The 13,142-nt window shown below is 36.3% G+C and carries 10 protein-coding genes; 7 read left to right on the top strand and 3 right to left on the bottom strand.

Translation table 11 applies throughout. The features are described from left to right. The first annotated feature begins 352 nt into the window (after window positions 1-352). Complete coding sequence (gene dinG / locus ACQKNX_RS01685; RefSeq protein ID WP_427427271.1) at window positions 353-3,124, top strand: ATP-dependent DNA helicase DinG; 2,772 nt, start codon at window positions 353-355, stop codon at window positions 3,122-3,124. Between the two features lie 73 nt (window positions 3,125-3,197). Here the strand turns inward: dinG and ACQKNX_RS01690 are convergent, their stop codons facing one another. Then, complete coding sequence (locus tag ACQKNX_RS01690; protein ID WP_427427272.1) at window positions 3,198-5,012, bottom strand: sensor domain-containing diguanylate cyclase; 1,815 nt, start codon at window positions 5,010-5,012, stop codon at window positions 3,198-3,200. Between the two features lie 249 nt (window positions 5,013-5,261). On the opposite strand from ACQKNX_RS01690, the gene ACQKNX_RS01695 reads away from it, so the two are divergent. From ACQKNX_RS01695 to ACQKNX_RS01715, 5 genes are all read left to right on the top strand, one after another. Further along, window positions 5,262-6,032 (top strand): isocitrate lyase/PEP mutase family protein, encoded by a 771-nt coding sequence (locus ACQKNX_RS01695; protein ID WP_427427273.1) that lies wholly within the window; start codon window positions 5,262-5,264, stop codon window positions 6,030-6,032. A 20-nt stretch (window positions 6,033-6,052) separates the two neighbouring features. Further along, entirely contained in the window at window positions 6,053-6,622 is a 570-nt protein-coding gene (locus ACQKNX_RS01700; protein WP_427427274.1) for a bifunctional transcriptional activator/DNA repair enzyme AdaA, read from the top strand. 2 nt (window positions 6,623-6,624) lie between these two features. Then, window positions 6,625-7,539 (top strand): DNA-3-methyladenine glycosylase family protein, encoded by a 915-nt coding sequence (locus tag ACQKNX_RS01705; RefSeq protein ID WP_427427275.1) that lies wholly within the window; start codon window positions 6,625-6,627, stop codon window positions 7,537-7,539. Continuing rightward, window positions 7,526-8,014 carry a methylated-DNA--[protein]-cysteine S-methyltransferase gene (locus ACQKNX_RS01710; protein WP_427427276.1) on the top strand — a complete coding sequence of 163 codons (489 nt, stop codon included), beginning with the start codon at window positions 7,526-7,528 and terminating at the stop codon, window positions 8,012-8,014. The genes ACQKNX_RS01705 and ACQKNX_RS01710 overlap by 14 nt, the downstream gene beginning before the upstream one ends. A gap of 265 nt (window positions 8,015-8,279) precedes the next feature. Continuing rightward, window positions 8,280-8,624, top strand: coding sequence for a DUF378 domain-containing protein (locus ACQKNX_RS01715; RefSeq protein WP_427427277.1), 345 nt, complete (start codon window positions 8,280-8,282; stop codon window positions 8,622-8,624). Window positions 8,625-8,712: 88 nt separating this feature from the next. Here ACQKNX_RS01715 and ACQKNX_RS01720 read toward each other — a convergent pair whose 3' ends face one another. Beyond that, window positions 8,713-10,233 carry a CoA-acylating methylmalonate-semialdehyde dehydrogenase gene (locus tag ACQKNX_RS01720; RefSeq protein ID WP_427427278.1) on the bottom strand — a complete coding sequence of 507 codons (1,521 nt, stop codon included), beginning with the start codon at window positions 10,231-10,233 and terminating at the stop codon, window positions 8,713-8,715. Between the two features lie 220 nt (window positions 10,234-10,453). Next, window positions 10,454-11,623, bottom strand: a complete 1,170-nt coding sequence (locus ACQKNX_RS01725; protein ID WP_427427279.1) for a PucR family transcriptional regulator — start codon at window positions 11,621-11,623, stop codon at window positions 10,454-10,456. 139 nt (window positions 11,624-11,762) lie between these two features. On the opposite strand from ACQKNX_RS01725, the gene ACQKNX_RS01730 reads away from it, so the two are divergent. Then, on the top strand, window positions 11,763-13,007 hold the full coding sequence (locus ACQKNX_RS01730) for a Zn-dependent hydrolase (protein WP_427427280.1): 1,245 nt from the start codon (window positions 11,763-11,765) through the stop codon (window positions 13,005-13,007). Window positions 13,008-13,142: the final 135 nt, after the last annotated feature.

Consider the following 13,142-nt stretch of genomic DNA (forward strand, 5'->3'; position numbering starts at 1 on the left):
AAGTAAAAATCCTATGTTTTGCTAGGTGCCTATGTAAAAGTGCCAGGCACTCAAACAATTTCAATGCATGTCTTTCCAGTATAGCCAAGTAAAAATCCACGAAGACTCCTGCGGCTTACACTGTGCCCAGGGAAAGCGAAGTGGATTTTTTCGTTTTTAAAATCCTATGTTTTGCTAGGTGCCTATGCACAAGTGTCAGGCACTCAAACAATTTTTAAACATTTAAGAGGAGTTTTATGGAAAAACATTAGCAAAAAAGTCTTTTCTTCCATTCAAAATGGCAGAAGGATGACCAGCGCGATGAATTTATGATAAAATTCATCTATCTAATGTGAACTGTGAGTTGAGATGTATGATGGAAAGTCAAAAGTATGCAATTGTTGATTTGGAGACGACAGGTCATTCTCCAGCAAATGGTGACCGTATGATTCAAATTGCCATTGTAATTATGAAGGATTGGGAAATAGAACGAACTTATACGAAATTTATTTATCCGGGTAAATCTATTCCGTCCTTTATTCAAGATTTAACGCATATTACGGACGAGGATGTCAAAGATGCCTTGCCGTTCGAGGCACATGCGGACTACATATATGAATTGATTGCCGATTGTGTTTTTGTCGCGCATAATACCGATTTTGACTTATCCTTTTTACAAGCAGAATTCAAACGAGCTGGTTTACCGAAATGGCATGGTAAGAAAATGGATACGGTAGAGCTAGCAAAAATTTTATTCCCTATGTCACTTAGTTTTAAGCTAGGTGATTTAGCAGCGGATTTAAATATTGAACTTGAAAATGCACATAGAGCGGACGATGACGCACTTGCAACAGCTGAGCTTTTTAAACGTAGTTGGAATGAGCTTCTAAACCTTCCACAGCTAACGCTTGAACAAATGCATAAACGCTCGTTCCGTTTAAAATCTAATTTATCCCAGCTTTTCTTTGAGGCATTACAAATAAAACGCCATCAAAGTTCGACTGATGAAAATATTACTTACTATCGCAATTTTGCGATTTGTGATGGTCGCCAAAAACAGGTTTTTAAGCCTGAACTAGCACCTTATCCTCAAACTGCAAAAGACAAAGAAGCAATGATGACAAAGGCTATGCCTAAGTTCGAGCAACGCCCAGCTCAATTTGCGATGATGGATACGATTTGGCAAGCATTAAACATGAAAGAAGAATGTATTATAGAGGCTTCTACAGGCATCGGTAAAACGGTTGGTTATCTTTTACCTGGTATTTTATATGCACGAGAGCACAATAAAAAGATAGCGATTAGTACGTATACAGCACATTTACAGGAGCAGCTTGTAGAAGAGGAACTACCAAAAATCGAAAAAATTCTTGGTACAAAAGTAAATGTTGCAGTACTTAAAGGCATGCAACATTATATTGACCTTGCACGCTTTGAGCAGTGTATAGCATATGCAGATGAATCATATGACGATACCTTTACAATTTTACAATTGCTTGTATGGCTGACAAAAACCCAAACTGGTGTGTTAAGTGAACTTAATGTTTCTGGTGGAGGACAGCTATTTTTAGAAAAAATCCGCAAAATACCTGATGAAAAATCGACAAAAGGCTTTGATTTCTACGAGCAAGCATTAAAAAATAGTGCAACAGCGGATTGCATTGTGACGAATCACTCGATGGTCATTAGTGATTTAGTTCGTCAAACGCCAATTTTTACACAAATCGATGGTTGGATAATTGACGAAGCCCATCAAGTTATTCAAGCAGCTATGCAACAGGATGAAACGGTCTTTTCATATACACAATGGAAATATGTTTTTGGCCAAATTGGTACAATGGAAGAAACAGCGCTCTTTCAGCAATTTAGCCAGGCTGCAAAGAAGAAGCAGCGCATTCCGATGCAAAGCTTACAGCAACTCGATAAACAATTTATACGCCTCCAGCGTGTGTTTGACGAAACAATCCAGCGTGTAGTACAAAAAGTACAACAGCAAATTAAAGGCAAACAGACAAGTAGCAAGTGTACACTGTTTTTAGAGGATGTATTACTTGCAAAAGAGCCACTTTTACAAGTAAGCAAACTATTACAGCAATGGCTAGACCTTGCAGTAGAAGCTGGCAAAGCTTTTGAAAACAATATTGAACAATTAGACAAAAATGAAGTATTTATATTATCTGAGTGGCATTATTGGATTCGTGAAATGAAGCTAAGAATTGTTGAATGGGAGGAAATTTTCCTTTTATCACAAGATGATAATTCAGTGTGGTTTGAGTTTGATTTGCGCAGTGTACCAGGTAGTCTACATGTTTATAAAAAGCCGGTAAATGTTACACCAATAATCGAAAAGGTACTAGCACCGCTACGGAACCAAGCAAGTATCGTCTGGACTTCAGGAACATTAACTGTACCAGGCAATGAACGTTTTATTACACGGCAACTAGGTATTGCAGACAGTGTGCAGGTCGTACAGTTACAGGCACCTCCTTCGTATTATGCAGGTGCGAAGGCGTTTATCGTCACAGATATGCCGGATATTCAAAAAGTTACACAGGCGGAATATATTGAGGCAGTTGCGCACGCCATTACACGCACGGTTCGCATGACAGAAGGCCGCTGCTTTGTCTTATTTACTGCGCAAGATATGCTGCGAAAAACAGTTGAGCTAATACAAGATAGTGAACTGCTCGATGACTATATGCTCTTTGCACAAGGTGTGACAGGTGGTAGTCGGATGCGTATTCTCAAATCGTTTCAGAAATTTAGCCAGGCAGTGTTATTTGGAACAAATAGCTTTTGGGAAGGAGTAGATGTTCCAGGTGACGCACTTTCATCTGTAATAGTTGTACGACTACCGTTCTCTTCTCCGGAGGAGCCAGTGTTCAAGGCACGTGCCAAACACCTCACAATGCAAGGGAGCAACTCATTTACGGAGCTGTCTTTACCTGAAGCGATTATGCGTTTTAAGCAAGGTTTTGGCCGATTAATTCGTTCTTCGCAAGATAAGGGTGCATTTATTGTGTTAGATCGCCGTATTAGCACAAAATCGTATGGAAAAGAATTTATTCATGCATTACCACCGATAGATGTAAGAAAACTACAATTACCAGAGCTTTTAAAGGAATTAAGTAATTGGCAGAAATAAGAAAAGTCCCTTTTAGCATTATGCTAGAAGGGACTTTTTAAGATTAGATGGCCATTCGGCTTTTGGATTGACTCTATCGTACTAATTGCTGAGTAGGGGAGACATTAATTTCTCCAATTAAATATGCGACACAGTTACGTCCACTATTTTTTGCTTGGTATAATGCTTGATCACATCTTGTTAATAAAGATGTTAAATTATCGCCTTGTACATAAGTCGTCACGCCAAAGCTACTTGTTTTTTGATTAACGATTGGGAAAGAATAATGTTCTAATTGATGCCGAAGCGTCTCAGCTAGTTGTAGTGCTTCATTTAATGTCGTTTGAGGACATATCACTAAAAACTCTTCGCCGCCCCATCTGCCGAGTGTATCCTGTGCCCTAATGGAGTTTTTAAATAACTCCGCAGCATTGACTAATACAAGATCCCCAACTTGATGACCAAACTCATCATTCACTGCTTTAAAATAATCTATATCGAGTAAGATGATGGAGAGTGGGGTTGCATGATTTTGTACCTGTGTTAAAGCTTCATCCAATACATAATCTAAACGGACACGATTGGGTATTTGCGTTAATTTATCAGTATTCGCAATATTTTCGAGTTCCTGTTTTGCTTTCTCCAATTCTTGCGTTCGTTCTTGTACTTTATGTTCAAGCGTCTCATTTAACAGCTGCTGCATATTTTGATGTTCTTTTTTTATTAGGTTAATTTTATCTCCAAGTGCTAATGATAAAAAGATAGCTTCAAACATAGCGCCAATGGCAGGCACATCCTCAAATATTCGTGGATGAAATGGAATAATACTTAGAAAAGCTAACGCCTGGACAATAACGGAGCCTAATAAAACCGTCCAACCAACCAAATAAAAACGGGCCATTTTTTGCCCTTTTAGCCAAACAAGTAGCCCCGACAACCAAAGAAATGAAAGTACGCCTACTGCAAAAATAGTTGTGAAATTATTAACGATGGCAACATCAGGAATAATGAATACTGATATCAACGAGATAATAGACAGTAATAATAATGTATTTGCTATAATATTGAATTTAGGTAAATATTTTCTAAGTTCTAAAAACTCTTTAGAAAATAGGATCATAAATATAAGTATTAAATTTCCACCAATTACTAACGATCTAACAAAGAACCATTTAGGAATGTAATGACCTGCTATTTCTAAATCTAAGGAGTTCATCGTCGCTAGATAGAAGATAAAACTGAACATATACAAGACATAATAAAAATACGCTTTTTCTTTTAAAGAAAAAAATAAAAATAAATTATAAATTAATAAAGCCAACATAAAACCATAAAAAGTACCAGTAAAAAATTTATAGGAAATTATTTTTTCTATAAAGCTTTCTGTTGTATAAAGGTATGATATTAAACTTATTGGTAGAGCGCCATCTAGTTTCACGTAAATTTCTGTGATAGAGGGGTCTGTAATTGTAAATAAATTAGAACGATAGTGAATATTTTGCTCCTTTATATGGGAGATCCCACTCTTTTGCATATCATATGAACCATCTTCTTTTACTAAAAACATTTCAATATTGTCTAGTTTATCAATTGATTCCAACCAATAGGCCTCTTCTTTATCCTGAATGATTTTATCGATATTAAGTCTAAGCCATATCGTATCTTTCGTATGCCAGAAAAACAAATAATTTTGTGTGCTTTTAATAAATGATTGGTCATATTCATCAGATAAGATGTCTTCAATCGTAATAGATTTTGAAGAATCCCGAAAAATATCGTAATATTTACCTAAAACAATAGGTTCTGGAGGTTTGGTAGCATAACTATTCAAAGGAAAGAGTAATTGCATTCCAAACATAAAAATGATTGTACTTAAGAATATAAAATTTTTTGCTACTCTATTTTTCATATTTATTAGCCTACTCTCCATAAATAAAATTCCTTATAATGCTTGGGAAATTAGGGAAATAGCTCCTTAAACAAAGTATTACTTAAGTAATATACCATATTTTGTTCTTTAGTTTATTTGTTTTCCAATAAATAACACAGAAATTATTACAATTAAATTGTTGCTGTAGACCATAAGAGCAAGAATGAGGACGAAATGACAGTTGAACCCCTGTTAAGATGAAATCTATCACGTATAGGGGGATTAAATATGACGACAATAAAAACATTCAATGCGTTACATACCACACAAGATTTATTATTATTAGGGAATGCTTGGGATTTACTATCAGCATTAACACTTGAAAAAGTAGGATTTAAAGCAATTGGCACAACAAGCTGGGGAATCGCGAATTCGCTCGGTTATGCAGATGGTGAATGTATAGATTTTAATAGACATTTAGCTATAATTAAAGCGATTACGGATAATGTAAATATCCCAGTTTCAGCAGATATTGAGGCAGGGTATGGAAGCGATACGAAAACAATTTTGGATAATGTATTAAGAACAGCCGATACTGGGGTAGCAGGTATCAATATTGAGGATTCACTAAAACAACAAAAAGGACTAAGAAATATGAATGAACATTGCTCTCTATTAGAAAAAATGAGAACAATATTAGATCAGAATGGCTATAAAGACTTTTTTATTAATGCAAGGACAGATACATATTTTCAAACAGAGCAGCCATTTTTGGAAACAATGATTAGAGCAAAGGCATATGTGGACAGTGGTGCTAGTGGAATTTTTATACCGGGGCTGATAGATCATGAAGAAATAAAAGATATTACTTCAGCTATAGATGCTCCCATTAATTTAATGTCGTTACCAGGTTTAACGAATTGTCAAACGCTACAAGAACTAGGCGTTAAACGTTTTAGCTTTGGCAATGCATTATCAGATACAATCATTGCTTATTTGACAAAAAATGCAACTCAGTTAGTCGAGACGAGAGATACGTCATTTTTATATGAAAAATAGCTGAGGCAAGGAGGCATTTAATGGACAGTACCGTAAATCTTTCATTTGATGAAATGTGGGAGAAAATAATGGCTTGTGATCGAACTTATGATGGATTATTTTTTACGGCAGTGAAAACGACAAAAATTTATTGTCGTCCCTCGTGCAGGTCAAGAAAACCGAAAAAAATAAATGTAGCATTTTACGATGATATAACAAAGGTTGAGCAAGCAGGCTTTCGTGCTTGTAAACGGTGTCAACCTGAAGTTGAGCACTCTCCACATGCGCAGCTTATCAAAGCGGTTACATCATTTTTAATGAAGGAATACAAGCAATCGCTTACGTTGCAGCATATTGCCAATCATGTTGGGATAAGCCCATTCCATCTTGAACGATTATTTAAACAAGCAACTGCTGAAACACCACGAACTTATTTAGAAAAAATAAGAATCGATAAAGCAGCACATTTACTAAAGAGTACGAATTTAACCATTTTAGAAATTTGCTTTGAAACTGGGTTTCGCAGTTCTTCTAATTTTTACAAAGTTTTTCGTCGCCAAAAAAAATGCTCTCCTACTGAATATCGAAGCCTTCAATATAAGGAGCTATGATTATGAAACAGTCTGAAGAAAAATGCCACATCGAGCTCAGTACGCCAATGCTATTTAACTATGATGAATGCTTATTATTTTTAGCTAGATCCAATCAAGAGGTACTGCATACGATAAAAGATGAAATTTTATATAAATTACTCAAAATTAATAATGAATTCATCTTATGTAAAATTGGCTATAGCGCACAAAAGATTCAGGTTCACTTTCCACTTAAAGCGCCTTCCAAAGCTGCTGTTGAACAAGTGAAAGCTTATATAAGGGAATGGTTCGACTTAGATCGAAACTTGGCGCCTTTTTATAAAGTGGCACAAAAAGATGCTATTTTGCAGCAACCTGTAAAAAAATATTATGGATTACGGATAATAGGTATTCCTGATTTATTTGAAGCACTTGTATGGGCGATTGTTGGACAACAAATAAATTTAACATTCGCCTATACACTAAAAAAACGATTTGTTGAACATTTTGGTGAGAGTGTAACTTATGAAGGGGAAACCTATTGGGTATTTCCAACATGCGAAAAAATCGCGTCTTTACAAATAGAAGATGTAAGAGCATTGCAATTTACTGTTCGAAAAGCCGAATATATCATTGCAATTGCACATGCGATGGCAAGTGGTGCATTAAATAAAGAAAAATTGCTGAAGGAACAAAATCGTACCACCATGAAAAAATTGCTTATGGAAATAAGAGGAGTTGGAGCATGGACTGCGGATTATGTCCTAATGAAATGTTTTCATGATCCAACCTCGTTTCCTATTGCAGATGTAGGACTTCATAATGCCTTAAAAATGCAACTAGCATTAGATCGAAAACCGACAATAGATGAATTAAAAAAGTTTGAAGCACAATGGCAAGGGTGGCAAGCATATGCAACCTTTTATTTATGGAGGTCATTATATGACAAAGTATAAAGTGGATTACAATTCTCCTATCGGAATTTTAGAAATTATAGGAAGTGATGAAGCTGTTTGTTCAATTATGTTTTCCGAGCGACAACAAATAATAAATATCCAAAAAGATACAACACCGAAAATTTTACTTGATTGCCTAATGCAATTGGATGAATATTTTCAGGGACAACGTTTTACTTTTACTTTTCCATATAGCGTTGAAGGCACCAGCTTTCAAAAACGAGTATGGCAAGCATTGACTAATATAAGATACGCTGAAATAGGGACTTATAAAACGATTGCCATGTCAATTGGCAATGAAAAAGCGATAAGAGCTGTTGGCAATGCAAATGGCAAAAATAAACTTAGTATTGTTATTCCTTGTCATCGTATTATTGGCTCAAATGGAACTTTAACTGGTTATGCTGGCGGTTTATGGCGGAAAGAATGGTTACTTCAGCATGAAAAGTCATTTCATAAAGGTAACTTACTATAACTAAATATTAAGCGCTAATAAATGTTTATTTTGGAGATTTATTAGTGCTTTTTGTATGCTCTTTTGCAGTTATGGACTAGCAAAGCGTACCTTTGTATAAAAAAACAGTTATTGCGAAAAATAAGACCGTCATTATGAGTGTTGTAAATAACTTACATGACACATTCACTAATGGCTTATTAGTCACAACAGAATAATGGTGAGGTTTAGCTTTGCCAGACATTTGACTTGCTTTGCCACTAAAGAAAGAAAGGAGGTACTACGAATGGGAACAGTATATAGGATTGCCTTAGTTCTCGTAATTATTGGTGCAATTAACTGGGGTCTTATCGGATTTTTTAGATTTGATTTAGTCGCATATTTATTTGGTGGACAAACTGCGGTATTGTCTAGGTGGATTTATGCATTGGTTGGTATAGCTGGACTTATATCAATTCCAATCCTAATGAAGCGTTTGGATGAAGATGCGGACTTCGATACACATACTCGTATTAACAACAACCCGAGTTATGGTATGGAAGCTGGGGAAGAAGCAGACTTCACAGATGTTCCAAAAACGAACAAAAAAGATACAAATAACAATAACAATAATAATAACAAGAAAAAGTAAGCTTTTTAAAACTGATGACCCTTTTGGTGCATCAGTTTTTTCGTAACAAATAGCCGTCTCATATGCACAACTGAGACGGCTTGTATTTTTAGTCGTTATTACTTGGGAAAGCAAAGGAAGAAGCAGATTCTGTAGTATCCTCAAACCACTTTTCAGAAATTGTCTTGGCTTTCGTAAAGAAGCGGACTTGATCTGGTCCAAACATATGACCTTCACCAAATTTTGAACGTTTCCATCCCCCAAAATTATGGTAGCCGACAGGAATTGGAATAGGCACGTTTACGCCTACCATACCAACTTCAATTTCAGAAGTGAACTTACGAGCGGCTGCTCCATTATTAGTAAAGATAGTTACGCCGTTTCCTAACTCGTGCCTATTAATTAAATCAATAGCTTCCTCCAATGTTTGAACACGTACGACATTACGAGCAGGTCCGAATACTTCCTGCTCATAAATTTCCATACCTGGTTTTACGTGATCCAATAATGTTGGGCCTAAATAAAAACCATTAGATTTTTTCGAAATTTCAGGTTGACGACCATCGCACACGATAGTAGCACCTTCTTGTAGACTGCGTTCAATAAAGCCGATGATGGCATCTTTCGATTGTTGAGTAATAACAGGACCAAAATCAACTTCTGAATCAGTATAAGGTCCTACTTTTAAAGCAGCAATTTTATCAGCTAATATTTTTACAAGCTTTTCAGCTGTAGTTTCGCCAACTGGAATGATTGTAGAAATGGCCATACATCGTTGTGATGCAGCACCATAAGCTGCACCTAAAAAGGCATTTGCAACTTGTTCTAAATCTGCATCAGGCATAACAACCATATTGTTTTTGCCTCCACCTAATGCTGTGACACGTTTCCCATGTTTAGAGCCTGTTGCATAAATATATTCAGCAACTGGTGTTGATCCGACAAATGAAATAGCCTCAATGGAAGGATTCGTTAAAAGCTCATTGACTGTATCCTTGTCACCATTAATGACTGTCCAAATCCCATCTGGTAAACCAGCTTCCTTCCAAAGCTCTGATAAAAAGAGTGCAGAGCAAGGAACACGCTCAGACGGTTTTAAAATAACAGCATTCCCTACTGCAACTGCCATACTTGTAATAGCAAGTGGAACCATCACGGGGAAATTAAAAGGGGAAATCGCTGCAACAACGCCAAGTGGTGCTTTTGCAGAATATGCATTAATATTCCCACCTACATTAACTGAATATTCGCCTTTTACTAAATGAGGGGCATTGATTGCCAAGTCAACTGACTCTAAGCCTCTTGTAATTTCACCTTTGGCATCCTCAATCGTTTTCCCACTTTCTGTACAAATCAAGTCGATTAATTCATCCATGCGTGCTGTTAGTAATTGCCGAAACTTCAGCACAATTTCAGCACGTTTCCCAACTGAAAGTCCGCGCCAAGCTGGAAAAGCATTTTTAGCACTAACGATTGCCGCTTGCACTTCTTCTTTTGTTGCAAGAGGGACACGTGCAATTACTGCTCCTGTACTAGGGTTGTATACATTTGAAAAGTTCCCACTTTTGCCAACTACAATTTCCCCATTAATAAAATGCCCTAGTTCTTTTACGCCTGTATTCGTTACCATCCTAAACATTCCTCCTTCAATTCTAGCAATGATGAACTATTCAATTTATAGCAATACTACTAAAACCTATTACCAGTCATTAATGTTGCGCTTATTTGCAACAGATGGCGTTTACTCCATTATTACTTTATATGAATAGCTTAATTGTTTTAGAAGGACAATATATTGATTGAAAATTCAGACACTAATAACGGGAGGAGTGCCATACTACAAACTATAATTAATGATGTGTTAACACATCTTCTATTAAAAAAGCTAAGTAGAGATTAGTTTTTGTAAATGGATTTGTTAAATCCATATCTAAAAGCACTTCTATTTTTTTAATTTTATATAGGACGGTATTACGATGTATAAATTGTCGTTCGCTAATTTTACTCGTACTGCCATTTTCCTCGAGAAAAATGCGTAAAAATGCTACATAATCCGTGTTGTGTAGCTCATCGTAGCGATGTAATTGACCTAATATATCTTGGCTAAAGGTTTGCATTAATGGTTGGTTTTGAACGGCCATAATAATTTGATAGGCGCCAATATCTTTATATTTATATAAAAATCGATTGTTATGAAGCTGTGCTAGTTGAATAACAGTTAACGATTCTTCATAGCTTTTACGTATATTTTCGAGCTCTTTTTGATAGTTTCCTTTACCGATAATCATATCGAGAGTGCCATTTTTTTGTTTGATTTTATCATAGATTTCTTCAACAATTTTCGAGAAGGGGATGTTCGGTGTATTGATTTGTGCTCTATCAATTAGAAAAATGAGGTGATTTTTATGCTTTAGTTTTAAAAACCGTTTATAGCGATGTTGAAATGCAAATTGGACCATGACCTCATATCTGTCAATGCTAGACTGGGTGCCTATCGTTGAGCAAGTGATGATGGCAAACTCTCTACCTTGTGGGAATCCGAGTTGCGCCAGTTGTTCTTTTGTCGTGTCCATATGTTTTTTATAGTGAAAAAGTAAATTATAAAGGACCTTTTCTTCAATGGAGTGCTCTTGATGATGGTTCGCAATAAATTGAAAAGTAGTTTTTAATAAATCAGCTATGCGACAATGCCAAGGCATTTGAAAAACAGGGAAATCATGCTCGTTAGCAAAAGTGATGATCGACTGTGGAATAGCAGAAATATAAGGGCCTATGTTAATAATAAAGCCTGCTACTTTTTTTTCGTAAGCTAACTTAACGAGTTGTTCTAAGGAATCTTCTTGCTGTGATAAGTTAATACCTGTAGTGACGACTAGTTCATTTGGTCGGCAAAACATAATTAAATCAATGCTCTCTACTACGTTAATACCGGTAACTCTACGATGTGCCCCACTTTGTCCAGCTACTAATGTCAGCATAGGGAATTGAACTCCCTCCACAATTTTGCGAATCGTTCCCATAGTTTCCCCCCTTAATATGAACATAACTTACCATATATCATGTGCAGATGCACATATTTTTTTAGTTTTATATCCATATCTCGTAAATTTTATCTATTTTAGAATGTTTATTAACTACTGTGAAAGAGAGGACTTGCATATGTATAAATGTAATAGTAGACGATTGCAAGATTCAATTGAACAATTTAGTCAGTTTGGGGCTACTATAAACGGTGGCGTAACGCGTTTGTCTCTTTCGAATGAGGATGTTTTAGCTAGGGATTATTTTTGTAAGTGCTGCGAGGAATTAGGCATGGAAATCAAGGTGGATGATATGGCCAATATCTATGCCCTTCTACCAGGAAAAAAAGAAGTTCCTCCAATTGTCATGGGATCACATTTAGATTCTGTTGAAAAGGGTGGCAAGTTTGATGGTGTTTTAGGTGTTTTAACAGCTTTAGAAGCGATCAGAACATTGAAAGACAACGATGTAGAGCTAGATGTACCATTAATGATTGTTAATTTTACAAATGAAGAAGGTGCTCGCTTTGATCCAGCGATGATGAGCTCAGGCGTAATTGCTTCAAAATTTGACAAGGACAAAATGCTACAGTCAGCTGATAAAAATGGCATGTCCTTTCAAGAGGCATTAAAAGCTAGTGGTTATGAGGGTGACCCGCAGCATCGTTTAATAGAAGCACTCGCTTATATCGAACTTCATATCGAACAAGGGCCAGTACTAGAAGCAAAGCAAATAGAAATTGGCGTTGTCCAAGGGGTACTTGGAATGGTATGTTATGAAATTACTATCACAGGTGAATCTAATCATGCTGGAACGACCCCGATGTCAATGCGCAAAGATCCGATGATTGTTGCAGCAAAAACTATGCTGTCTTTACATGAACAGCTTGGGGAAATTGACGAACAATTAGTGTTCACGTTTGGACGAATGAATGTTTTTCCTAATATTCATACTGTTATTCCAAATAAAGTGACGTTTACAATGGATTCGCGTCATCAAAAGCCTGATGTAATGCAAAGAGTTGAAGAGATCTTGAATGCCTTACCGACAGAGGATATGGGTTGCCGCATACAGCCAGCTAAACTGTGGGGTAGAGATACGGTAATGTTTGATACACAAATTTGTGATGAAATCGAAATGTCCTGCCATCGCTTTGGTTATAGCGCTTATCGGATGTTTAGTGGTGCAGGACATGATGCGCAATATATAGCTAGTATGATTCCTTCAGCAATGATTTTTGTACCGAGTATTCATGGCAAGAGTCATTGCGAGGAGGAGGAAACATCGTTTGAAGATTGCGCAAAGGGAGCAGATGTACTACTTGAAACGGTACTAACAATGCAAACGAAATTTAGTATAGGGGCATCGTATACGTTAAATTAGTTTTCCTAGAATATTAATAGATAAGTACATTGGACCATGACGGACTCAGCTGTGCTAAGTGCAAGTTAAATTTTTATGGTGATTTTGCAAACTATCAGGCTACTAGAATAGATTCAACATAATTTACTTGAATTG

The sequence above is a fragment of the Lysinibacillus sp. NPDC093712 genome, from assembly GCF_050280025.1.
Classification (GTDB): Bacteria; Bacillota; Bacilli; order Bacillales_A; family Planococcaceae; genus Lysinibacillus.